General features: G+C 72.8%; 19 protein-coding genes. 12 read left to right on the top strand and 7 right to left on the bottom strand.

Translation table 11 applies throughout. The features are described 5' to 3' along the window. Positions 1-58: 58 nt before the first annotated feature. A complete protein-coding gene (locus tag ABD205_RS02950; RefSeq protein ID WP_344042243.1) occupies positions 59-1,084 on the bottom strand; it encodes a nitronate monooxygenase in 1,026 nt (341 codons plus the stop codon). 43 nt (positions 1,085-1,127) lie between these two features. On the opposite strand from ABD205_RS02950, the gene ABD205_RS02945 reads away from it, so the two are divergent. Continuing rightward, positions 1,128-1,739: a class I SAM-dependent methyltransferase gene (locus tag ABD205_RS02945; RefSeq protein ID WP_344042241.1), complete on the top strand. Its 612-nt coding sequence runs from the start codon at positions 1,128-1,130 to the stop codon at positions 1,737-1,739. Positions 1,740-1,748: 9 nt separating this feature from the next. Further along, a complete protein-coding gene (locus ABD205_RS02940; protein ID WP_344042239.1) occupies positions 1,749-2,651 on the top strand; it encodes a phosphotransferase family protein in 903 nt (300 codons plus the stop codon). Here ABD205_RS02940 and ABD205_RS02935 read toward each other — a convergent pair. After that, positions 2,624-2,953, bottom strand: coding sequence for an ArsR/SmtB family transcription factor (locus ABD205_RS02935; RefSeq protein ID WP_344042237.1), 330 nt, complete (start codon positions 2,951-2,953; stop codon positions 2,624-2,626). The genes ABD205_RS02940 and ABD205_RS02935 overlap by 28 nt on opposite strands. 211 nt (positions 2,954-3,164) lie before the next feature. Here ABD205_RS02935 and ABD205_RS02930 point away from each other — a divergent pair, with 211 nt between their 5' ends. The 3 genes from ABD205_RS02930 to ABD205_RS02920 all read left to right on the top strand — a co-directional run bounded on the left by ABD205_RS02930 (position 3,165) and on the right by ABD205_RS02920 (position 6,788). Beyond that, positions 3,165-5,009 carry a phosphoenolpyruvate carboxykinase (GTP) gene (locus ABD205_RS02930; RefSeq protein WP_344042235.1) on the top strand — a complete coding sequence of 615 codons (1,845 nt, stop codon included), beginning with the start codon at positions 3,165-3,167 and terminating at the stop codon, positions 5,007-5,009. Positions 5,010-5,127: 118 nt separating this feature from the next. After that, positions 5,128-5,976, top strand: coding sequence for a COG4705 family protein (locus tag ABD205_RS02925; RefSeq protein WP_344042233.1), 849 nt, complete (start codon positions 5,128-5,130; stop codon positions 5,974-5,976). Further along, complete coding sequence (locus tag ABD205_RS02920; protein WP_344042231.1) at positions 5,973-6,788, top strand: COG4705 family protein; 816 nt, start codon at positions 5,973-5,975, stop codon at positions 6,786-6,788. The genes ABD205_RS02925 and ABD205_RS02920 overlap by 4 nt, the downstream gene beginning before the upstream one ends. 43 nt (positions 6,789-6,831) lie before the next feature. Here ABD205_RS02920 and ABD205_RS02915 read toward each other — a convergent pair whose 3' ends face one another. From ABD205_RS02915 to ABD205_RS02900, 4 genes are all read right to left on the bottom strand, one after another. Beyond that, positions 6,832-7,878, bottom strand: coding sequence for a HAMP domain-containing sensor histidine kinase (locus tag ABD205_RS02915; RefSeq protein WP_344042229.1), 1,047 nt, complete (start codon positions 7,876-7,878; stop codon positions 6,832-6,834). Next, positions 7,875-8,540, bottom strand: a complete 666-nt coding sequence (locus tag ABD205_RS02910; RefSeq protein WP_344042226.1) for a response regulator transcription factor — start codon at positions 8,538-8,540, stop codon at positions 7,875-7,877. Before ABD205_RS02910 ends, ABD205_RS02915 begins: the two co-directional genes overlap by 4 nt. A 196-nt stretch (positions 8,541-8,736) precedes the next feature. Then, positions 8,737-9,801, bottom strand: a complete 1,065-nt coding sequence (mgrA, locus tag ABD205_RS02905) for an L-glyceraldehyde 3-phosphate reductase (RefSeq protein ID WP_344042224.1) — start codon at positions 9,799-9,801, stop codon at positions 8,737-8,739. 61 nt (positions 9,802-9,862) lie between these two features. Beyond that, entirely contained in the window at positions 9,863-11,095 is a 1,233-nt protein-coding gene (locus ABD205_RS02900) for an allantoate amidohydrolase (RefSeq protein WP_344042222.1), read from the bottom strand. Between the two features lie 65 nt (positions 11,096-11,160). Between ABD205_RS02900 and ABD205_RS02895 the strand changes: the two genes are divergently transcribed. The 7 genes from ABD205_RS02895 to ABD205_RS02865 all read left to right on the top strand — a co-directional run bounded on the left by ABD205_RS02895 (position 11,161) and on the right by ABD205_RS02865 (position 22,257). Next, entirely contained in the window at positions 11,161-11,625 is a 465-nt protein-coding gene (locus tag ABD205_RS02895) for a PGPGW domain-containing protein (protein ID WP_344042220.1), read from the top strand. 232 nt (positions 11,626-11,857) lie between these two features. Beyond that, positions 11,858-12,616, top strand: coding sequence for a glycosyltransferase family 2 protein (locus ABD205_RS02890; protein WP_344042218.1), 759 nt, complete (start codon positions 11,858-11,860; stop codon positions 12,614-12,616). Positions 12,617-12,825: 209 nt separating this feature from the next. Then, on the top strand, positions 12,826-16,197 hold the full coding sequence (recC, locus tag ABD205_RS02885; protein WP_344042216.1) for an exodeoxyribonuclease V subunit gamma: 3,372 nt from the start codon (positions 12,826-12,828) through the stop codon (positions 16,195-16,197). Beyond that, positions 16,197-19,553, top strand: coding sequence for a UvrD-helicase domain-containing protein (locus tag ABD205_RS02880; RefSeq protein WP_344042214.1), 3,357 nt, complete (start codon positions 16,197-16,199; stop codon positions 19,551-19,553). Before recC ends, ABD205_RS02880 begins: the two co-directional genes overlap by 1 nt. After that, complete coding sequence (gene recD, locus ABD205_RS02875; RefSeq protein WP_344042212.1) at positions 19,550-21,322, top strand: exodeoxyribonuclease V subunit alpha; 1,773 nt, start codon at positions 19,550-19,552, stop codon at positions 21,320-21,322. The genes ABD205_RS02880 and recD overlap by 4 nt, the downstream gene beginning before the upstream one ends. 58 nt (positions 21,323-21,380) lie before the next feature. Further along, complete coding sequence (locus ABD205_RS02870) at positions 21,381-21,569, top strand: DUF1918 domain-containing protein (RefSeq protein ID WP_344042210.1); 189 nt, start codon at positions 21,381-21,383, stop codon at positions 21,567-21,569. A 73-nt stretch (positions 21,570-21,642) separates the two neighbouring features. Further along, positions 21,643-22,257 carry an ACT domain-containing protein gene (locus ABD205_RS02865; protein WP_344042208.1) on the top strand — a complete coding sequence of 205 codons (615 nt, stop codon included), beginning with the start codon at positions 21,643-21,645 and terminating at the stop codon, positions 22,255-22,257. 256 nt (positions 22,258-22,513) lie between these two features. Here the strand turns inward: ABD205_RS02865 and ABD205_RS02860 are convergent, their stop codons facing one another. Next, entirely contained in the window at positions 22,514-22,975 is a 462-nt protein-coding gene (locus tag ABD205_RS02860; protein ID WP_344042206.1) for a nitroreductase family deazaflavin-dependent oxidoreductase, read from the bottom strand. Positions 22,976-22,986 lie beyond the last annotated feature (11 nt).

Here is a 22,986-nt window from a genome sequence, read left to right as displayed (position 1 = left end):
GCTCCTCTCCTGGCAGCATGATCCTCTCGCGCCTGCCGGACCGCGGGCAGGGGTGGTCTCAGAGTCCAGCGACCAGGTCCGCCAGGGTCTCGCCGACGGACCGCTCCCGGACCTCCCGGTAGCCGGTCCCGGCCCACAGGTTGACCCGCTCAGGGTCCCCCGCGGCGCCGGCCGCCCGGCGCATCGGCGCGGTCAGGTGGTGGATCGCCGGGTAGCCGGCCGGGGCCGCGACGTGGTGCTCCGCGAGGAAGCGGTTGGGGATCGCTCGCGCGGGTCGGCCGCTGAACGCCCGCGTCATCATCGTCGCGCCGCGGTCCGGGCCGAGCAGGGCTGCGCGGTGTGCGGGCGACGTACCCGCCTCGGGCGCCAGCAGCAGTGCGGTGCCGACCGCGACCGCCGCGGCACCGGCCCCGAGCACCGTGGTCGCGGCAGCGGTCGTCATGATCCCGCCCGCCGCCACGATCGGCTTGGTGGTCGTGGCGGCGATCTCGGCGACCAGGCTCGTGAGATCACGGTCGTGCGGGATGCGTTCGGGGGTGAGCGTGCCGGAGTGGCCGCCTGCGCCCGGACCCTGGACGACGAGTACGTCGACGCCGGCCGCCACGGCGGCGCGGGCCTCGTCGCTCGACGTGACCGTCTGCGCGGTGACGGTGCCGGCGGCTCGAAGGCGCTCGATCTCGGCGACGGTCGGGATCCCGAACGTGAACGACACGAGCGGGACCGGATCCCTCACGAGCAGGTCGAGCTTGTCGTCCCAGGCGTCCTCGTCCTCGCGCGGCACTGCTGGAAGGTCCGCGCCGAACCGCTCCGCGTCGCCGCGGATGCTCTCCCGGTAGGCGGCGTAGGCGTCCGGATCGACCGGCACGGGGTTGGGCGAGAACAGGTTGACGCCGAACGTGCCGGTCGCCTGCCGCACCTGCGCGATCTGGTCGGCCAGCGACTCCGCGGTCTTGTAGCCGGCGGCGAGGAGCCCGAGGCCGCCCGCGTCTGCGGCCGCGAGCACCAGCTCCGGGGTCGTGGGCCCGCCCGCCATCGGGGCGGCGAGGACGGGGATCGTGGCGCCGAGGTCGGTGAGCGCGGTCATGCCTGCCATGGTGCCTCGGGTGCCCCGCGACTAGTCTGCGGACGTGTCCGATGTCGAGGCCGTCCATCGACGCTTCTACGACACCGAGCTCCCCGAGCGTGCGACGCGTCCGCTCGGGGACCAGCGGGAGCGGCAGGTCAGGGAGTTCGCCGAGCAGTGCCTCGCCGAGCGGCTGCCGCGGGTCGTGGAGATCGGCTGCGGCGGCGGCCGGGACGCACGGGTCATCGCGGACGCCGGGCTGGACTACACGGGCGTCGACCTGTCCCCGGTGGGCGCGCGGGTCTGCCGCGACCTGGGGCTGCGGGCGTGCGCCGGGTCGGCCGTGGCGCTGCCGTTCGCGGACGACTCCTTCGACGCGGGCTGGACCATGAGCACGCTCATGCACCTGCCGGGCGCCGGGATGTCGCAGGCGCTGGCCGAGCTCCGGCGCGTCCTCAGGCCGGGCGCCCTGCTCGAGATCGGCGTCTGGGGGGCGGCGGCGGACGGTGAGTGGTTCGACGCGCACGGCCGCTACTTCCGGCACCGCACCGACGACGACCTCCGCCGCGCGCTGGGCCTCGTGGGCGACGTCGTGGCCTTCGCGGCGTGGGACCAGCTCGACGAGAGCGGGGCGCACTACCAGTGGGCGAGGGTGCGTGTCGGTGGACGGTCGTAGCGTCGTCGCATGGACCTGCTGACCTCCCTGACACCCCTCGACGGCGGCTGGTCCGGCGAGACGTTCCTCGCCGAGGTGGCCGGGGAGCGGTCGGTCGTCCGGATCTTCGCCGGCCCGCGGCACGCTGAGCACGCCGCGGAGATCCAGGAGGTGCTGCTCCGGCTCGTGCGCGGCCTCGTTCCCGTGCCCGCGGTCAAGGAGGTGCGCCGGGCCGATGCGGACGCCGAAGCGCCTGGCCTGCTGGTGACCGAGCTCCTGGACGGCGTACGGGGTGACGTGCTGCTGCCGGCCCTCGACGCACAGGGACAGGGCGTCGTCGGAGGACGCCTGGGCACGATCGCGGCGACGCTCGCGGGGATGCCGCACGTGGCGGCGGGGATGTTCGTGGACGCGACGCTGCGGGTGCGGCCGTTCGCGCCCGACCTGGAGGAGTGGGTCGCCCAGCACGAGGACCTGCTCGACTGGAGCGACGCCGACCTGGCCGGGCTGAGGGCCGTCGCCGCGCACGCCCAGGACCGGCTCGACGAGGTCGGCCGGGTCAGCCTCGTGCACGGCGACCTGAACCTGAAGAACGTGCTGGTCGACGCCGACACCCTGGAGATCACCGGCGTCGTCGACTGGGAGTTCGCCCACGCCGGGAGCCCGTACGCCGACCTCGGCAACCTGCTCCGGTTCGACCGCGAGCCGGCGTACGCCGACGCCGTGCTGCGCGGCTGGACGCAGCTGCGCGGCGACGACCCGGCGACCGCGCGGGAGCGAGCGCGCAGCGCCGACCTGGTCGCGCTGGTCGACCTCGCCGCACGCAAGGACGCCAACCCGGTCGCCGCCCGCGCCCACGACCGTCTCCTGGTGATCGCACGCAGCCGCGACCTCCACGCGACGGATCAGTCGCGGCTGTTGACCTCCGAGTAGGCGTCCGAGGCGAGCTTGCCGGTGAGGATCCCGCGGCCCGCGTCGAGCAGCGCGCCGACCTCGGGGGTGGCGAGCTCGTAGAGCACCGACGACCCGACCCGGGTCGAGCTGACCATGCCGGCCCGGCGCAGGACGGCCAGCTGCTGGGAGAGGTACGACGGCTCGACGCGGAGCTCGGCGAGGAGGTCGCGCACGTGCGTCGGACCGGCCTGGAGGAGCTCCAGGACACGGATCCGGACGGGGTGCCCGAGGAGGCGGAACAGCTCCGCCTTGGCGTCGTACAGCGGCTCGCTTTCCTTCATCGCTCACCCCTCCCGGTGACTTCGGTGCCGAAGCCGAAACAGGCCTCTGACGAGCAGAAATACCCGTTCCGAACAACAAACCCCGGTGTTGGATCGATCCATTCGCCCCAACGTGATCAAGGCCTCAGGATCGGGGACAGTACACCACTTGAAGGATTCTTCAATTCGGGTAGCGTGCCGGGCACACCGGCGTATCTGAAGGGCTCATTTGATGGTTGACGTGGACAAGGTTCTCGACGAAGCGGGGCTCAAGAATCCCCTCGTGCGCGACTACGTGGCGCACTGGGCGGAGGTGACGGGAGCCGCCGCGATCGAGGTCGTGAACGCCTCCGACGACGCCCGCCTTCTGGCCGAGGCCGTGGCTGCCGGCGAGCTGCAGGAGGCGGGTGAGGGGCGCTACTACTCGCGCTCCTACTACAAGGACACCGCCCGCTCCGAGGAGCGGACGATCGTCGCCACCAGCAACCCCGACGACGCCGGCGCCTACAACAACTGGCGCCCCGCGTCGGAGATGAAGCCGCTGCTCGAGGAGAAGATGCGCGGCGCCTCCCAGGGCAAGACGATGTACGTCGTCCCCTACCTGATGGCTCCTCCCGGATCGCCCCTCGAGCCGTACGCCGCCGGCGTCGAGCTGACCGACGCCCGGACCGTGGTCCTGCACATGATCCGGATGGCGCGTGTCGGCGTCGACCACATCAACAACCTCGCCGACCAGAACTCCTTCGTCCGCGCGGTCCACGTGACCGGCGACCTGGAGAACCTGGGGCACGGCACCGACCGCGACCAGCGCTACTTCGTCACCTGCGCCGACGAGCGCACGATCCTGCACTTCGGGTCGTCGTACGGCGGCAACGCGCTGCTCGGCAAGATCGCCCACGGCCTGCGCCAGGCGGCGTACGACGGCTTCGCGTCGGGCAAGTTCCTGGCCGAGCAGTTCATGCTCCTGGGCATCGTCGACAAGGAGACCGGCAAGAAGCACCACATCGCCGGCGGCTTCCCGAGCGCCTCGGGCAAGACGAACCTCGCGATGACGCTCGCCCCCGACGCCCTCGGCGACCGCTACTACGTCGAGTTCTACGGCGACGACATCGCCTGGATCTGGGTCGACGAGACCGACGGCCGGGCCTACGCGTTCAACCCGGAGAACGGCGTCTTCGGCGTCGCCAAGGACACCAACGAGAAGACCAACCCGACCGCGCTCGACTCGATCGGTGCCAACTCGGGCGCGATCTTCACCAACGTCGCCTACAACGAGAAGACCGGCGAGGTCTGGTGGGAGGGTCGCACCAAGAACCCGCCGGAGGACCTCGACGGCTGGCTGGACTGGAAGGGCGAGCCGATCGCCAAGCGCGGCCTCGGCGAGCAGGGCGAGCCGTGGGCGCACCCGAACTCCCGCTTCACCACCTCCCTCGACAACGTCCCGAACGTCGCCAAGGACTACGACGACCCGCGCGGCGTGCCGCTGGACGCGATCATCTTCGGCGGCCGCACGCGCGACCGCGAGCCGCTGGTCCGCGCGTTCACCGACCTCGCCGAGGGCGTGTACGACGGCATGACGCTCGGTGCCGAGGCCACGTTCGCGGCCGAGGGCGTCGAGGGCCAGCTGCGCTACGACCCGATGTCGATGCGGCCGTTCATGTCCTACAACGAGGGCGACTACGCCAAGCACTGGCTCGACGTGCTCGGCAAGGCCACCGACGCGCCGATCTTCGCGCACGTCAACTGGTTCCAGCGCGACCCGCAGGACGGTCACTTCCTGTGGCCCGGCTACCGCGACAACCTGCGCGCGCTGCTCTGGCTGGTCGACTTCAAGAACGGCGTCGCGAAGGGCACCTCGACCCCGGTCGGCTTCATCCCGACCAAGGAGGAGCTGCTCCTCGAGGGCTGCGAGGTCACCCCCGAGGACCTCGAGACGATCCTCTCGATCGACGTCGACCGCTGGAAGCAGGAGATGGGCTTCCGTGAGGAGCACCTCCAGCAGTTCGACCGGCTGCCCGAGGCCATCTGGGAGGCCCACCGCCGAGTCGCGAAGGCCCTCGAGGACACCGACAGCTGAGTCGGTCCCCGGCAACGCCATACGCCCTGGTCGCTTCGGCGGCCAGGGCGTATGACGTCTCGGGGTGCATGTCAGGTCGTCAGGTCGGAGTCAGGAAGGCTTGCCTAACGTCCGGAGCATGACAGCCACTCAAGAGCTGACCCGCCCTCGGGCGAGGGTGTTCGCCGGCCCCAAAGTGCCGGAGGTCTTCCTCGTCTTCTGGGTCGTCAAGCTGCTGACCACCGGCATCGGCGAGACCGCCGCCGACTTCATGGGTACGTCGAGCCTCGTGCTCGCCGGCGTGGTCGGCGTCGGAGGCTTCTTCCTCGCGCTGTGGCTGCAGCTGCGCGCCGAGACCTACCACCCGATCCGCTACTGGGTGACCGTCCTGATGGTCGCGGTCTTCGGCACCATGATCGCCGACGGCCCCCACGTCGCCCTCGGGACGCCGTACTACGTCGACTCTGCGATCTACCTCGTCCTCCTCGTCGCGCTCCTGCGCTGGTGGAAGCGGTCGGAGGGCACGCTCTCCGTGCACTCGATCACGACCGCCCGGCGCGAGCGGTTCTACTGGGGCACCGTGCTGCTGACCTTCGGTCTCGGCACCGCGCTCGGCGACACGACCGCGCAGAACCTGCACCTCGGGTTCGCCTGGTCGATCGTGGTGTTCGCCGTGCTGATGCTGATCCCGCTGGGCATCTGGGCCGCGCTCGGCCGCCCGAGCACGGGCAGCGCCGGATCGGCCGCCGTCAGCGTCGCCACGTTCTGGGGGGCGTACTCCCTCACCCGTCCGCTCGGCGCCAGCATCGCCGACTGGATGGCCACCAAGCAGGGTCTCGGGTGGGGGACCGGTCCGGTCACCTTGGTCGGACTCATCCTCTTCGCCCTGCTCGTCGGCTACGTGGCCGTCACCCACAGCGACGTCGAGGGTGCACACGCCGCCCACGACCGTGACACCGACCCTGAAAGGAAGGAGGTGGCCGCATGAGCGCCACCATCGAGCGCCGGGACCTGCGCATGATGCTCAACAAGGTCCCCGAGGTCACCATCTGGTTCTGGATCATCAAGATCCTCTGCACCAGCGTCGGCGAGAGCTTCGCCGACTACATCAACGAGACGCTGGGCTTCGGCCTGGTGAACACGACCGTGCTGTTCGGGGTCCTCCTCGTCGGCGCCCTCGTCGTACAGTTCCGGACCCGTGCCTACACCCCGTGGATCTACTGGCTCACGGTCGTCCTGGTCAGCGTCGAGGGCACCCTGCTCACCGACAACCTGACCGACGGCATGGGCGTTCCGCTGTGGATCAGCTCCACCGCCTTCGCCGCACTCCTGGTCGCCGTCTTCGGCGCCTGGTACGCCCGCGAGCGGACCCTGTCGATCCACGCGATCAACACCCGGTCCCGTGAGGGCTGGTACTGGCTCACCGTCCTGGTCACGTTCGCCCTCGGCACCGCGACCGGCGACTGGACGCTCGAGCTGACCGGCTGGGCCCCCGGGACCGCCGTACTGCTGCCCCTCGGCCTGATCCTGGCGACGATCGTCGCCTGGCGTGCAGGGGTGAACCCGGTCCTCACGTTCTGGATCGCGTACATCCTCACGCGACCGCTGGGCGCCAACATCGGCGACTTCCTCGCCTCGGACAAGTCCGAGGGAGGCCTCGGCCTGGGCACGCTGGTGCCGAGCGTCGGCTTCCTGGCCGCCATCCTCGCGGTGGTCGTCTACCTGAGCGTCAGCAAGGTGGACCGCACCGAGGAGGCCGCGCCGCTCGAGCCGGACGAGCCCGACGAGATGGCGGCCTGAGGCCGACCGCCCGAGACTGCCTGCCGCGGGGTCGAGCCCGACCTCAGCCCCGCGGCAGGCGCAGCACGAAGGCGGTCGACGTCCCGTCGGCATCGTCCGACCCGAGCACGACGTCGCCGCCCAGAGACCGAGCAACCCGGCGGGAGATCCCCAGCCCCAAACCCGTCCCGCCCGAGTTGCTCGTGCCCGGATCGAAGATGCCTTCGCGCATCGCGGCCGGGATCCCCTCGCCGTCGTCGCGGACCGTGATCTCGATCCGGTCCGCGACGACGGTCGCGGACAGTGAGACGACCGACGTGGCGTGCCGGGCGGCGTTCTCGACCAGAGGCGTGAGGGCTCGCGTGACGAGCCCGCCGGGAGCCGCCACCGGCGGCAGGCCCGCAGCCACGTCGGTGGTCAGGTGCAGCGGGGGGTGGACGAGATGGGTCACCGTCCCGATCACCTCGCGGACCGAGCAGCGGGCGGCGCCACGGGCGGTCTCCGGGGAGCGCGCCACCGCGAGCAGCGTGTTGATCACCTGCGCCATCCGTCGCGCGCCGGCGGAGATCTCGGCCAGGTCCTCGCGGAGCGCCGGGTCGCCGTCGGGACGCAGCTGAGCGATCTCGGCGGACGCGGCGACAGCCGTCAACGGCGTACGCAGCTCGTGGGCCAGCTCGGAGGTCAGCCGCTGCTCCGACACGATCGCCTGGGCGACACGGTCGAGCAGGTGGTCGAGGGTGGCGCCCAGTGCCGCGAGCTCGTTCACCGGCGGCCCGAGGTCGAAGCGGTGCGCGAGGTCGTGCTCGCTCCAATCCGTGGCGCGCTCCGCCATCTGCTGCACCGGCGCCAGGGCCCGGCGCGTCAGCGACCAGGCCAGCGCGCCCACGAGCGCCACCACGATGACCGCGATCGTGCAGGTCGCGAGGAGCGCGTAGTGCTCGGACCGGTCGTAGGCGGCGGCGGCCCGGGCGGGGCTCACGTCGATCGCCTCGCGGACGGTCCGGCGCGCCGTCAGCTCGAGCACGGCCTGGGTGCCGACGACCAGCACGACCATGACGGCCGCGGTGAGGAGCACCGTCGAGACGACGAGCTTGCTGCGGAGGGTCCTCACCGGAGCTGGTAGCCCACTCCGCGCACGCTGCGCAGCTGCAGGGGCGACTCGATCTGCTCGAGCTTGCGGCGGATCCGCGTCGCGTAGGAGTCGAGCGTGTTGTCGCTGACGTGTGCGCCGTCGGGCCACGCCGCCGCGATGACCGCGCGCCGACGCACGACCTCGCCCGGACGGGAGGTGACGGCCGCGAGCAGCCGGAACTCCGTCGGCGTCAGCAGCACCTCGTTGTCGCCGCAGACGACGGCGTGGCGGGCAGGGTCGAGGATCAGGTCGGACGGGTCGCTCGGCGCGACCACCCGGCCGCGGCGTGCGAGCGCCTCGACGCGCATGGCGAGCTCGGCCACCGAGAACGGCTTGGCCAGGTAGTCGTCGGCGCCCGCCGCGAAGCCCGAGAGCCGCTCGTGCAGCTCACCGAGCGCCGTCAGGAAGAGCACCGGCGCGACCTGGCCGGAGCTGCGCAGGGCCACGCAGACGTCGCGGCCGTCGGCGTCGGGCAGGCCGATGTCGAGGATCAGCACGTCGAGCGTCGTGTCGTCGGCGAAGCGGCGGAGGGCCTCCCCGCCGTCGTACGCGACGACCGTCTCGTGGCCGTGCAGTCGCAGCCCCTCGCTCACGACCCGGCGGATCGCCGGGTCGTCCTCACACAGTCCGACCTTCGCCATGGCATGAGTGTGGCCCCTCAACCTGACGACTACCTGACGACGGCGTCGCCCCGCTGGGACCTTCGTCCATATTTGACCAACAAATCCGGTCGAAACGGTGACAGCGGGATGGTTGATGAGGCAATCTTTTCCCCGGAACCCCTGGTGACCCGAGACGCCAGGGGTTCCCTCCATTTCCCGGTCGACGTCCCGCTGTCTACTCGACCCCGGACTCGCGCGCTCCGCGCCACAGGTCGATGCCACCGTCGACGGCGTGCTCGTCGATCGCTGCGAGCTCCTCGTCGGTGAAGGCCAGGTTGGCGACCGCGCCCACGTTCGCGCGGATCTGGTCGCCGCTGGAGGCGCCCACCAGCACCGACGTCAGCCGCTTGTCGCGCAGCGCCCACGCCAGCGCCAGCTGGGCGAGCGACTGGCCGCGCGACGCGGCGATGTCGTTGAGCGCCCGGATGTGCCCGAGCGCCTCGTCACTGAGGAGGTCGGGGTCGAGCGACTTGCCCTGGCTGGCCCGGGAGCCCTCGGGGATACCGCGGAGGTACTTGTCCGTGAGCATGCCCTGCGCCAGCGGCGAGAAGGCGATCGCGCCGGCGCCGACCTCCTCGAGCGTGTCGAGCAGCCCGTCGGTCTCGATCCAGCGGTTGAGCATCGAGTACGACGGCTGGTGGATGAGCAGCGGCGTGCCGAGATCGCTCAGGATCGCCGCCGCCTGCCGGGTCAGGTCGGCACTGTAGGAGCTGATGCCGACGTACAGCGCCTTGCCGCTGCGCACGATGGCGTCGAGCGCTCCCATCGTCTCCTCGAGCGGCGTCTCCGGGTCCGGCCGGTGGTGGTAGAAGATGTCGACGTAGTCCAGGCCCATCCGCTGCAGCGACTGGTCGAGCGAGGCGACGAGGTACTTCCGTGACCCGCCGACCTGGCCGTAGGGGCCGGGCCACATGTCCCAGCCCGCCTTGCTGGAGATGACGAGCTCGTCACGCAGCCCTTTGAGGTCACCCCGCAGGTGGCGGCCGAAGTTCTCCTCCGCGGAGCCGTACGGCGGGCCGTAGTTGTTCGCCAGGTCGAAGTGGGTCACGCCGAGGTCGAAGGCGGTCGTGAGGATCTCGCGCTGGCGGTCGAACGGCATGTCGTCGCCGAAGTTGTGCCAGAGGCCGAGGCTGACCGCCGGCAGCGACAGGCCGCTGCGTCCGGTCCGGCGGTAGGGCATGGCGTCGGGACGCCCGCCCTCCAGGGAGTCGTAACGGGTGGGGTCCGGCACGTAGGTCATGGTGACCATCCTGCCGTGGTCGGCACGGCTCGGCACCGGGGCACCGTGCACAACCGTCGGCTCAGTCGACGAGAAGGGACGCCAGGGCCACCGCGAGCGCCTCCGCGCCCGCCTCGGCATCGGCGTCCTCGACGTCCTCCGCGGGGGAGTGGGACACCCCGGTGGGGTTGCGGACGAACAGCATCGCCGTGCGCACGTGGTCCTTGAGCACACCGGCATCGTGCCCGGCGCCGGTGCTCAGGACGGGGGCGTCCAGGGCCGCTGCCAGGTCGTCGCGCAGCCGGGCGTCGAAGTCGACCGTCGGGCTCAGCGACTCCTCGGTCATCCGTGCCGTGCAGCCCTCCTCGGCCGCACACAGCAGCGCCGCCTGCCGGATCTCCTCGACCAGGCCGTTCGTGGTGGCGTCGTCGGGGTGGCGTACGTCGAGCCACAGGTCGACCCGCGACGCGATCACGTTCGTGCCGCCCGGCGTCGGCAGCAGCCGCCCGACGGTCGCGCGTGCGTCCGGGACCCGGGAGGCCAGCTCCCTCACGCGAACCACGAGGCGGGCCGCCGCGACCATCGGGTCGCGTCGGTCGGCCATCAGCGTCGAGCCGGCGTGGTTGCCCTCGCCCTCGACGCTCACCCGCCAGCGGCCGTGGCCGAGGATCGAGGACGCCACGGCGATCGGCCTGTCGAGGTCGACGAGCCCGCGGCCCTGCTCGACGTGCAGCTCGACGAAGGTGTCGATCCGGGCCAGCGCGTCGGGGTCGGGTCCGAGGCCGGCCGGGTCGAGGCCCGCGCGGGCGGTCACGTCGGCGAACGTCTCGCCGTCCGCGTCGGTCAGGGCGCGGGCGCGGTCGGGATCGATCGCACCGGCCAGCAGGCGCGACCCGAGGCAGGCCACGCCGAACCGCGAGCCCTCCTCCTCCGGGAAGACGGCGATCGCGCGAGGGCGGTCGGCGGCCCCGTGGAGGTCGGCCCGCTCGGCCAGCCGGTCGAACGCCACCAGCGCGGACGCCACGCCGAGCGGGCCGTCGTACGCGCCGCCGCCGGGCACCGAGTCGAGGTGGCTTCCGGTGACGATCGCGCCGTCGCGCCGGCCACCCGGGGCGTGCCAGGCCCAGACGATGCCGTTGCGGTCGGTCTCGACGTCGAGGCCGCGGCGGCTCGCCTGCGCGACGAACCACTCCCGCAGCTCGGTCTCCGCCGAGGAGTGCACGGGGCGGGAGTAGCCGCCACGGACGGGGTCGGTGCCGACGTCGGCGATCTCGCGCAGCAGGCCGGAGACGGTGTCAGGGGAGGCAGCGGTCACGGGACGATCATCCGCCTCGGCCCGGCGGAGCGCGACGATTGGTCCCGTCTGACACCCTCGGGAGGGTGAAGCGTCTGGTTCTGGAGACGATCGGCTGGCTGCTCATCGTGGCGGGGATCGCCGCGCTGGTGCTGCCCGGTCCCGGGCTGCTCATGCTGTTCGCGGGGCTGCTGCTGCTCTCGCAGCAGTACGAGTGGGCGGAACGCCGGGTCGATCCGGTGCGGCTCCGCGCGCTGCGCGGTGCGGCGGACAGCGTCCAGACCTGGCCCCGGATCGCCCTCTCGACGCTGGGGGCCCTGGTGATCCTCGGGTTCGGCGTGCTGTGGGTGTTCCGTCCGCCGGCCCCCGAGTGGTGGCCGCTCGAGGCGTCGTACTGGCTGCTCGGCGGTGCCTGGACCGGAGTCACGCTCATCCTCTCCGGGCTGCTCGCGCTGGCGCTCCTGGTCTACAGCTACCGGCGCTTCCACGACCGGCCGGGGGCCCTCGCGGAGCTCGACCACGAGATCGAGGAGGCTGACGAGGACCGTTGACCAACAGATTGGTAACGAGAGTTCAAGCGCGACCAACAGTTGGCGACTCGCGCGTCGCTCCGAATCGGCCTCTGACCTGCGCTAACAGGCATCTTTTTACCATTCTGTGGGAGGTGGCGGGACCCCAGGTCCAGCCATAGTCTCGCCGTGGCGGTCGGCCGGAGGGGGTCCGGACGGCGCCGACTCAATGGGGAGACCGCACATGGGGCAACAGAGAACTCTCGGGCCTCGGGTGAGCATCGTCGTTCCCGCGCTGGACGCGGCGACGAACGTCTACTTCGTCCTTCGTCAGCTCCCGGACGCCGACGAGGTCATCCTCGTCGACGGCGGCAGCTCCGACGGCACGCCTGACGCGGCGCGTCAGGCCCGGCCCGACGCCACGGTGCTCGTCCGTCCCGGCGTCTCCCGGGCGGCGGCCCTCGCGGCCGGCATCGAGAGCGCCACGGGCGACGTCATCATCACGCTGCCGCTCGACGGGTCCGCCGACCCGGAGGAGATCCCGGCCTTCGTCGCCGCGCTGGTCGACGGCGCGGACGTCGTCAAGGGCTCGCGGTACGCCGGCTCGACGCGCGGCCGCTCCGCCGGCGACCGGGCGCTGGCGTGGCTCGGCAAGCGGCTGCACCACGCCGACCTCACCGACCCGGGCTGCGGCTTCTACGGGTTCTGGGCCGACCAGCGCGACCTGCTCGCGCTGGCCTCCGAGGAGCAGGGCTCCTGGGCCGAGCACGTCGACGTGACGGTCGTCTGCCAGCTGGCCAGGGGCGGCGCGCGGATCGTCGAGGTGCCGAGCCGACGCATGGCCCCGCTCTTCGGCAGCGACGACATGCGTGGGACGTCGTCGTTCGTGCTCAGCGCTCGGGCGATGCTCGACGAGCGTCGGCGGGCCCGATCCGTGTCGGCATCGGCTCCGACGACTCCTGCTCCTCCGGCTGCTCCTGCTGCTCCGGCTGCCCCGACCGGCGTCGTCGACATGGGTCGCACCTCCGCCTGACCCTGCCCCACTCCGCCGAGACGTCAATCCGTACGGTCCGAGACGTCAATCCGTACGGTCCGAGACGTCAATCCGTACGGTCCGAGACGTCAATGCCCTTCGTTCCGCGCGAGCCGATTGGCATCTCGGACCGTACGGATTGACGTCTCGGACCGTTTGGATCGACGTCTCGGGGTGGTTGTCGGCGGGTGTCGGTAGGTTGCGACCCGATGCCGCTCCATCTCCACCGCGCTCCGCGCACCGACCAGCTCGCCGACGCACTCGGCGAGCTGCTCCTCGTGCCGCCGGCGGACCCGTTCGAGACCGACGTCGTGGTGGTGCCGGCCAAGGGCGTCGAGCGGTGGCTCAGCCAGCGGCTCTCGCACCGGCTGGGGGCCGCACCCGGCCGCGGCGACGGGGTCTGCGCGGCCGTGGACTTCCGCTCGCCGTGGTCGCTCTTCGCCGAGGTCAGCGGCACCCGTGACGAGGATCCGTGGGCCCCGGACGTGCTCGTGTGGCCGCTGCTGGGTGCCCTCGACGACGCCCTCGACGAGCCCTGGGCGGCGACCCTCGCGCGCCACGTCGGGCATGGGCTGCCCAGCGAGGAGGGTGACCTGCGCCGCGGGCGCCGGTTCTCGGTGGCGCGTCGGCTCGCCCGTCTCTTCGCGTCGTACGCCGTCCAGCGCCCCCGCCTCGTCGCGGACTGGGCGGCCGGCCGCGACACCGACGGCTGCGGGGAATCCGTGCCCGACGACCTCTCCTGGCAGCCAGAGCTGTGGCGACGCCTCGCGGCCCGCGTCGACGCGCCCGCCCCGCACGTGCGGCAGGCGGAGACGCTCGAGCGGCTGCGCACCGATCCGGGCGGGTTCGACCTGCCGGGGCGGCTCTCGCTCTTCGGGCACACGCGGCTGCCACGGACGGAGGTCGAGCTGCTCGGCGCCCTCGGTGAGCAGCGCGAGGTGCACCTGTGGCTGCCGCATCCCTCCGACGCGCTGTGGGACGCGCTGAGGCCCGTCGCGGCCGATGGCACCGTGCCCCGCGCCGACGACCGCTCCCACGATGCGGTCGGGCACCCGCTGCTGGCGACCCTCGGCCGCGACGTACGCGAGCTGCAGCGGACCCTCGCCGAGATCTCCCCGGCCTCCGACGAGCTGCGTGCGCCCGGTCCGCCGCGCCGGGACGGGGACGACGGACTGCTCGCCTGGCTCCAGGCCGACCTGCGCGCGAACGCAGTCGGGCCGGCCGCCACACGCTCCCTGAGCCGGACCGACAGGACCGTCCAGCTCCATGCGTGCCACGGGCCGGCGCGTCAGGTCGAGGTGCTGCGCGAGGTGCTGCTCGGGCTGCTCGCGGACGACCCGACACTCGAGCCGCGGGACGTGCTCGTCATGTGTCCCGACATCGAGACCTACGCACCGCTCATCGCCGCCGGGTTCGGCCTGGCGGAGGTCGTCGGCGACGACGGGCACCCGGCCCACCGGCTGCGGGTCAAGCTGGCCGACCGCGCCCTGGACAGCACCAACCCGCTGCTCGCCGTCGCGGCCCGGCTGCTCGACCTCGCGGGCGGGCGGGCCGGGGTCGGCGAGGTGCTGGACCTCGCCCACAGTGAGCCGGTACGACGCCGCTTCGGCTTCCGTGACGACGACCTCGACCAGCTCGCCGACTGGGCGCGCGAGGCCGGCATCAGGTGGGCGTTCGACGCGGCCCATCGGGCCGACTTCGGACTCGGCGGCTATGTCGCCAACACCTGGGAGTTCGGGATCGACCGGTTGCTGTCCGGTGTCGCGATGTCCGACGACGCCGCGACCTGGCTCGACCGGACCCTTCCGCTCGACGACGTCGGCAGCGGCGACGTGGACCTCGTCGGCCGTCTTGCCGAGTTCGTGCACCGGTTGCGCGACGTCACCGACCGGCTGGTCGGGGCGCGGCCGCTCGACGAGTGGCTCGACGCGCTCGAGGACGGTGTCGCGTCGCTGACGAGCGTGCCGTTGACCGAGGCCTGGCAGACCGGTCAGGTCTCCCGCGAGCTCGGCCGCGTGCGCCAGGCGGCGACCGGCACGTCGGTGAGCGAGCTGCGCCTCCCCGACGTGCGGGCGATGCTCGCCGACCGGCTGGCGGGGCGGCCGACGCGCGCCAACTTCCGCACCGGCACGCTCACCGTGTGCACGATGGTGCCGATGCGCTCGGTCCCGCACCGGGTGGTCGCGCTCCTCGGCCTCGACGACGGTGTGTTCCCGCGGATCGGCACCGTCGACGGCGACGACCTGCTGGCCCGCACCCCGCTCACCGGCGAGCGTGACACCCGCACCGAGGACCGGCAGCTCTTCCTCGACGCGATCATGGCCGCCTCCGAGACGCTCGTCGTGACCTACACGGGAGCCAACGAGTTCTCCGGACAGCGCCGGCCGCCCGCCGTCCCGCTCGGGGAGCTGCTCGACACCCTCGACCTGACGGCGACCACCGCCGACGGCACGCCGGTCTCCGACACGGTGACCCTGCACCACCCGCTGCAGCCGTTCGACACGCGCAACCTGGTGCCGGGAGACCTGGTCCCCGGCGTGCCGTTCAGCTTCGACCGCGCCGCGCTGTCGGGCGCGCGGGCGGCGCTCGGCGAGCGCACGCCCGTCCCGCCGCTGCTGGCCGGTCCGCTCCCGCCGGCGCCGGTCGACGACATCTCGCTCGAGGAGCTGCTGGACTTCTTCAAGAGCCCGGTGAGGGGCTTCTTCCGGCAGCGGCTCGACCTCGCCCTCCCGCGCGACGAGGAGCCGCTGGACGACGGGCTGCCGGTGGAGATCGACAGCCTGGCGCAGTGGTCGGTCGGCGATCGCGTGCTCGGCGACCTGCTCCGCGGCCTCCCGCTCGAGCAGGCCCGGCAGCAGGAGTGGCGGCGCGCGCAGCTGCCGCCCGGTCAGCTCGGCTGGCGGCTGCTCTCCGGCATCATCGGGAAGGCCCAACCCCTCGCCCGCGAGGGCCTCGCCCTGCGCACCCGGCCGCCGACGTCCGTCGACGTCGACGTGGACCTCGGCGACGGGCGGCGACTGCGCGGCACCGTCCCGGAGGTGTACGGCGACCGGCTCGTTCCGGTCTCCTACAGCCGGCTTGGCGCGACCCACCGGCTGCAGTCCTGGATCCGGCTGCTGGCCCTGGCGGCGTACGACGAGGACCGGGCCTGGACCGCCCACACGCTCGGCCGGCCCACCAACAGCCGGTCGCGGACGCCGTACTCCCTCTCCCAGCTGGGCCCGCTCGACCACACCGCGCTCGACGCCCTGCGCGACCTGGTCGCCCTGCGGGACCACGGTCTGACCGCGCCGTTGCCGCTGCCTCTCAAGGCGTCGTTCGCCTACGCGCGACAGCGTCGCACGCATGCGACGACCGACGCCGCGCTTCAGAAGGCCGGCTGGGACTGGGACGACGGGCGCTTCCCGGGTGAGCAGTCCGACCCGGAGCAGGTGCGCGCCTGGGGTCCGGGCGCGGGCATCCCGGGGCTGGACGAGCCGCCGGGCGACGGCGAGGGCCATCCGGGCGAGAGCACGCGGTTCGGTGCGCTCGCGCTCCGGCTGTGGTCGCCGCTGCTGGTCGCCGAGCAGGGGAGCTTCTGATGGCGGGGCCCGCGACCAGGGCGGAGATCGGCTCCTTCGACGTCTGCGGTCCGCTGCCGACGGGCACGACCCTGCTCGAGGCCAGTGCCGGCACCGGCAAGACGTTCACCGTCGGCGCGTTGGTGACGCGGTACGTCGCGGAGGGTGTCGCGCAGCTCCACGAGCTGCTCGTGATCACGTTCGGCCGCGCCGCGAGCCAGGAGCTGCGCGAGCGGGTGCGCGCGCAGCTGGTGGCGGCGGAGCGTGCTCTGGCCGACCCGGCGACGGCGGACCGTGACAACACGCTCATCGACTTCCTGCTGCGGGACGGGGCCGACCACGAGGCGATGCGGCACCGCCTCACCGACGCGCTCGCGACCTTCGACTCCGCGACGATCGCGACGACGCACCAGTTCTGCCAGATCGTGCTCCGCTCCCTCGGGGTCGCCGGCGACACGGACGCCGGCGCCACGCTCGTGGAGTCCCTCGACGAGCTGGTGGTGGAGGTCGTCGACGACGTCTACCTCGCGACGTACGGCGCCGAACGGACCCCGCCGCCGTTCGACCGGGACACCGCGCTGGCGCTCGCACGCACCGCGGTCGAGGATCCTCAGTCGGCGCTGGCCCCGGCCGACCCCGACGACGTGGGCGGCAGCGCGCGTGTCGCGTTCGCCGAGGCCGTGCGGGCCGAGGTCGACCGCCGCAAGCGACGGCTCGGCATCCTCTCGTACGACGACCTGCTCAGCCGCCTCGCGACCGCCCTCGAGCCGCTGCCGAACGGTGACGACGCGCCGGCCCGGGCACGGATGCGGCGGCGCTGGCGGATCGTCCTGGTCGACGAGTTCCAGGACACCGACCCGGTGCAGTGGGACGTGCTCGACCGCGCGTTCACCGGCCACGCGACGATGGTGCTGATCGGCGACCCGAAGCAGGCGATCTACGGCTTCCGCGGCGGCGACGTCGTCACCTACCTCGACGCGGCCCGGACCGCCGCGACCCAGGCCACGCTCGGCACCAACCGACGCAGCGACGACGCGCTCGTCCGACGGCTGCAGGTCGTGCTCGAGGGCGCCGCGCTCGGCCACCCCGACATCGTCGTGCGCAGTGTGACCGCGCATCACCGGGGCGCACGACTGACCGGCGCTCCGCGCCCTTCCCCGCTGCGGCTGCGGCAGGTCAGGCGCGACGGGTTCAGACTGACCCGGGCGGGACTGATCCCTGCTCGCGACGCGCGCGCCTTCATCGCCGAGGACTGCGCCGCCGACATCGCGACGCTGCTCGACGCCGGCGCGACGTGGTGCGGCGAGGACGTCCGTGCCGGCCAGGTCGCGGCGATCGTGGCGACGCGCGCCGAGGGCCAGCTCGTCCAGCGGGCGCTGGCGGCACGCGGGATCCCCGCCGTGATGTCCGGGGGCGGTGACGTCTTCCTGACGCCGGCCGGCGACGCGTGGCTCGCCCTGCTCCAGGCGCTCGAGTCACCCCACCGGTCCGGCCTGGTCCGGGCGGCGGCGTTGACCTGCTTCCTCGGCCTCACCGCCGCCGAGCTCGACGCCGGCGGCGAGGAGCTGACCGGTCGGATCGCCGACACGCTCCGGGGCTGGGCGCTGCTGGTGCGCGGACGCGGGGTCGCGGCGCTGGTCGAGGCGGCCGAGGAGCGCGGCCTGACCAGCCGGGTGCTCGGCGAGGTCGAGGGCGAACGGCTGCTGACCGACGTACGACACCTCGGGCAGCTGCTGCACGAGGTCTCCCTGCGCGAGGGCCTGGGGCTGACGGCGCTGCTCGGCTGGTTCCGCGACGAGCGCCGCCGCACGGGCGCCACGGAGCGTCCGCGCAGGCTGGACTCCGACGCCGCGGCGGTCCAGATCGTCACGGTCCACGGCAGCAAGGGCCTGGAGTACCCGATCGTCTACCTGCCCTTCGCCTACCAGTACTTCCCCTTCCCGAGCGATGTCGCCCGCTTCCACGACGACTCCTCCGGCCGGGCTCGACGCACGCTCGACGTCACCGGCAGCGGCGCCGCGTGGCCCGAGCACGTCGCGCGGCACCAGGCGGAGGAGCTGGGAGAGGAGATGCGCGAGCTGTACGTCGCCCTCACCCGCGCCCAGTCGCAGGTGGTCGCCTGGTGGGCGCCGACCACCAACACGCCGACCGGCCCGCTGCACCGCCTGCTCTTCGGCCGTCGACCGGGCGACCCGGTGGTGCCCGACCAGATGGACGTCCGTGACGACGAGTACGTCGCCCGCGTGCTCGACGCCATCGCCGAGCTCGGCGGCCCGACGCACGAGCTCGCCGAGGTCGCGCCGCCGGTGCCCGCGCCCGCGGTCGAGCCGGTCGGGGCGCTGGCCGCGCGCAGCTTCGACCGAGCGGTCGACACGGCCTGGCGCCGCACGTCGTACTCCGGGTTGATCCGCGTCGAGGAGGCCGCGCCCGGCCCGGCCGACCACGTCGGCTCCGAGCCTGAGGTGGGTGCGAAGGACGACGACGAGACGGGTGACCCCGGCGGTCGAGTGGCGAGTGCCAGCAGTGTCGAGACCCCCCTCGAGAGCCTGCTCTCCCCGATGGCAGGGCTTCCGGCGGGTGCGACGTTCGGCTCGCTGGTCCACGCCGTCCTCGAGCACACCGACCCGGACGCGCCCGACCTCCGCGACGAGCTGCTGCGCCACGTCACCGAGCAGCTCCGCTGGTGGCCGGTGGACGCGAGCCCCGAGGAGTTGGCGGACGGGCTGCTGCCGCTCAACCACACGCCCCTCGGCCCGCTCGCGGACGGCCTCACGCTGGCGCGGATCCCGCTGCGCGATCGGCTGCGCGAGCTGGACTTCGAGTTCCCGCTGGCCGGCGGCGACACCCGGACCGCCACCGCCGAGATCCGGCTGCGCGACATCGCCGGCGTGCTCCGCGAGCACCTTCCCCACGACGACCCGCTGAGGCCCTACGTCGACCGGCTCGACGGTGCTGGATCGTCGGGCCGACTGCTCGGCGACCAGGCCTTGCGCGGCTACCTGTCCGGGTCGGTCGACGTGGTGCTGCGACTCCCGTCGGGTCGCTTCGTGGTCGTCGACTACAAGACCAACCTGCTCGGCGACCAGACGGCGGCCGACTACGCCCCCGACCGGCTCGCCGAGGCGATGCTGCACTCCCACTACCCGCTGCAGGCGCTGCTCTACTCGGTCGTGACGCACCGTTTCCTGCGCTGGCGCCTGCCCGGCTACGACCCGGCGACGCACCTCGGTGGTGTGCTCTACCTCTACGTCCGCGGCATGCTCGGGCCCGACACACCGCTCGTGGACGGTCACCCCACCGGCGTCTTCTCCTGGCAGCCGTCGGCGGCGCTCGTCGTCGCCCTCTCCGACCTCCTGGACGGCGGTGACGGCCCGTGATCGAGCGCTGGACGCACGACGACCCGCGCGACGCACGGCTGGCGCTCGGCGCGAGCGGGCTGCTGCGGGAGTTCAACGAGGCCGGAGTGCTGACCGCGGCCGACGTGCACGTCGCGACCCGGACGGCGGAGTTGGTGGGCGAGCCCGCGGACGACGTACGTCTCGCGGTCGCGCTCGCCGTGCGCGCCGCCCGGCTCGGCTCGGTCTGCGTCGACCTCGGCGCCCTGCCCGGCGAGGACGAGACGCTGCCCTGGCCGCCGGCCGAGGGATGGCTGGAACGTGTCGTGGCGAGCCCGCTGTCGAGCAGCTCGGTCGTCCAGGTCGACGGCGGGCTGCTCTACCTCGACCGCTACCACCGGGAGGAGGGGCAGGTCCGCGACGACCTGCTCGCCCGGCTCACGACCCCGCCGCCGGCCGTGCAGGAGGCGGCGCTGCAGTCGGGCGCCGAGCGACTCTTCCCGGGTGAGGGGTACGCCGAGCAGCGGGTCGCCGCCCTGGCCGCGGCGCGCCAGTGGACGACCGTCCTGACCGGCGGGCCCGGCACGGGCAAGACGACGACGGTCGCCGGGCTGCTGGCGCTGGTCGGCGACCAGGCGGCGCGGACGCAGCACCGGCCGCTGCGGATCGCGCTCACCGCGCCGACCGGCAAGGCGGCGGCGAGGCTGCAGGAGGCGGTCGAGGAGGCACAGCGGGCTGACCGGTTCACCGACGACGACCGTGCCCGCCTGGACCGGCTCCACGCGAGCACGCTGCACCGGCTGCTCGGCTGGCGCCCCGGCTCCTCGACGCGCTTCAAGCACCATCGCGGCAACAAGCTGCCGCACGACCTGATCGTCGTCGACGAGACCTCGATGGTGTCGCTGACCATGATGGCCCGGCTGATCGAGGCCGTCAGGCCCGACGCCCGGCTGGTCCTGGTCGGTGACCCCGACCAGCTCGCGTCCGTCGAGGCCGGCGCTCTGCTCTCCGACCTGGTCACGGGTCTCGCGCAGCGTGCGCCCGACACGGTCGCGGCCCTGAGGACGACCCACCGGTTCGGCGAGGCGATCGGCGGGTTGGCCGCCGCGCTGCGCGACGGCGATGCCGACCGTGCCCTCGCGCTGCTCGCCTCCGGCGGCCCGGCCCTCGAGCTCGTGGACCCGGGCGACACCGCGGCGATGGCGTCCCTGCAGTCGGACCTGACCCGGCACGCGGTCACCGTCCGGGAGGAGGCGCTCACCGGCGACGCCGCCGGTTCGATCGCGGCCGCGGACGCCCACCGCCTCCTGTGCGCCCACCGCGAGGGACCGTGGGGGGCCGCGCACTGGAACCGTCAGATCGAGCGCTGGCTCGGTGAGGCGACGGGTGCGCCTGTGGGCGCCGCCTGGGGCCACGAGTGGTATGCCGGACGGCCGATCCTCGTCACCGCCAACGACTACGGCCTCGGCCTGTTCAACGGCGACACCGGCGTCACCGTGCAGTCGGGTGACGGCCTCGCCGCCGTCATCGCCGGCGCCGGCCTCGCGACGTACGCCCCCTCCCGGCTCGGGGACATCGAGACCCTGCACGCGATGACCGTGCACAAGAGCCAGGGCAGCCAGGCGCGGGCCGTCACGGTGCTGCTGCCGCCGGAGGACTCGCCGCTGCTGACGAGGGAGCTCTTCTACACCGCGGTCACCCGGGCCCAGGAGCGGGTCCGCGTCGTCGGCACGCCCGAGGCGGTGCACGCTGCGGCGACCCGCCGGGCACTGCGCGCCACCGGGCTGCAGCGGCGGTTGGCGAGCGACTGACCCTTGTCGTGTCCGCCCAGCCGGAGGATGGTGGAGGGACCTAGCGAGGAGGACGCCGATGCACGCGAACGTGGGGGACCACCTGATGGTCGAGGGCCACACCGTCGGTGAGGGCCGGCGCGAGGGCGAGGTGATGGAGGTGCGCGGCGACGACGGCGGGCCGCCGTACGTCGTCCGCTGGGCCGACGGCCACGAGGGCCTGGTCTATCCAGGTCCGGACGCGCACGTCGTGCCGACGCACGGCTGACCACGTCATCAGAGTCGGGTCCATGACCCGGAGACGAAGTGCCGTGGCAACAAACGCCCGCTAGGGTCATCGGGTGCCTTACCTGCTGCGTGTCGAGCTGCCCGACGTCCCCGGTTCGCTGGGGCGGCTGGCGAGCGCGATCGGTGAGGCGGGCGGTGACATCGAGGCGATCGAGATCGTCGAGAAGGGTCACCGGGGCACCGCCGTCGACGACGTCATCCTCGAGACGGCGCCGGGCTCGATGCCCGACTCGATCGTCTCGGCGTGCAACGCCCTGGACGGCGTACACGTGATCTGGATCAGCCGTTACGCCGGCGGCGGCAACCTCTTCCTCGACCTCGAGGCCGTCGAAGCGCTCACCGAGGACCCCGAGGGAGCCCTCGCCCAGCTCGTCGACGTGCTCCCGCACACCTTCCGGGCCGACTGGGCCGTGCGCATCCACCGCGTCAACGGCCTCATCGGTGTGACCGAGTCAGCGCCCACCGACCTGCCGTTCACCGACATCGAGCACGCCTGCCGCCTCGACGTCGACGGCGACCCCGACGACGAGAGCCTGTACGCCGGCGCCCGCATCGACGGCAACGAGATCGTCGTCATCGGCCGCCGCGGCGGGCCTGAGTTCCTCGACTCCGAGCTCGCCCGGCTCGGTCACCTGGTCAGCCTCGCGGCCTCGATCGCCCGCCCCTGACCCGTCGCCAAAGTGTCACCGTGGCACTCGCCAAAGTGTCACCGTGGCACTCGCCAAAGTGTCACCGTGGCACTCGCCAAAGTGTCACCGTGGCACTCGCCAAAGTGTCACCGTGGCACTCGCCAAAGTGTCACCGTGACAGTTTGCGGCACCGGTGACACTTCGCAACTGTCACCGACCGCGCAAAGTGTCACGGTGACAGTTTGGCGGCGGCGGCGGCGGCGGCGGCGGCGGCGGCGGCGGGGCGGCGACGCGGTCAGTCGACCGGCTCGAGGACGAACAGCGGGATCGTCCGGCCGGCGGCCTCGGCGCGGGGCTTGTACTCGGCGTACGGCTCGTAGACGCCCACAGCGCGGTCCCACCACTCGTCGTACTCGGGGCCGTCGATGAGCCTGGCCTTGTAGAGCCCGGGCTCGGGGCCGTCCTGGACCTGGACGACCGGGTTGGCGAGGAAGTTGTGATACCAGACGGGGTGCTGCGGCGCTCCGCCCATGGACGCCACCGCGAGGTAGGCGCCGTCGTGCTCGACGCGCATGACGGGGTTCTTGCGCAGGGCGCCGGACTTGGCGCCGACGGACGTGATCACGACGATCGGCCAGTCCTCGCGGTCGCGGAGGTGCCACCCCTCCTTGCCGCCGGTCGACTCGTAGAGGTCGACCTGGTCGCGGACCCACTGCTGCGTGCTGGGCTCGTACTTGCCTTCGAGGAGATCGGTCATGCTTTCCAGAA

This window comes from Nocardioides panacihumi (assembly GCF_039530925.1).
Taxonomy (GTDB): domain Bacteria; phylum Actinomycetota; class Actinomycetes; order Propionibacteriales; family Nocardioidaceae; genus Nocardioides; species Nocardioides panacihumi.
Note: the sequence above shows the minus strand (reverse complement) of the source record. Positions and strands in the feature narration are given on the sequence as shown.

What these genes read in the sequence shown, in the direction of transcription:
- ABD205_RS02935 (WP_344042237.1), bottom strand. Translation starts at nt 2,953, where the DNA reads ATGAAGGAAAGCGAGCCGCTGTACGACGCCAAGGCGGAGCTGTTCCGC.
- ABD205_RS02870 (WP_344042210.1), top strand. Translation starts at nt 21,381, where the DNA reads ATGCACGCGAACGTGGGGGACCACCTGATGGTCGAGGGCCACACCGTC.
- ABD205_RS02940 (WP_344042239.1), top strand. Translation starts at nt 1,749, where the DNA reads ATGGACCTGCTGACCTCCCTGACACCCCTCGACGGCGGCTGGTCCGGC.
- ABD205_RS02925 (WP_344042233.1), top strand. Translation starts at nt 5,128, where the DNA reads ATGACAGCCACTCAAGAGCTGACCCGCCCTCGGGCGAGGGTGTTCGCC.
- ABD205_RS02860 (WP_344042206.1), bottom strand. Translation starts at nt 22,975, where the DNA reads ATGACCGATCTCCTCGAAGGCAAGTACGAGCCCAGCACGCAGCAGTGG.
- recC (WP_344042216.1), top strand. Translation starts at nt 12,826, where the DNA reads ATGCCGCTCCATCTCCACCGCGCTCCGCGCACCGACCAGCTCGCCGAC.
- mgrA (WP_344042224.1), bottom strand. Translation starts at nt 9,801, where the DNA reads ATGACCTACGTGCCGGACCCCACCCGTTACGACTCCCTGGAGGGCGGG.
- ABD205_RS02930 (WP_344042235.1), top strand. Translation starts at nt 3,165, where the DNA reads ATGGTTGACGTGGACAAGGTTCTCGACGAAGCGGGGCTCAAGAATCCC.
- ABD205_RS02910 (WP_344042226.1), bottom strand. Translation starts at nt 8,540, where the DNA reads ATGGCGAAGGTCGGACTGTGTGAGGACGACCCGGCGATCCGCCGGGTC.
- ABD205_RS02880 (WP_344042214.1), top strand. Translation starts at nt 16,197, where the DNA reads ATGGCGGGGCCCGCGACCAGGGCGGAGATCGGCTCCTTCGACGTCTGC.
- ABD205_RS02920 (WP_344042231.1), top strand. Translation starts at nt 5,973, where the DNA reads ATGAGCGCCACCATCGAGCGCCGGGACCTGCGCATGATGCTCAACAAG.
- ABD205_RS02950 (WP_344042243.1), bottom strand. Translation starts at nt 1,084, where the DNA reads ATGACCGCGCTCACCGACCTCGGCGCCACGATCCCCGTCCTCGCCGCC.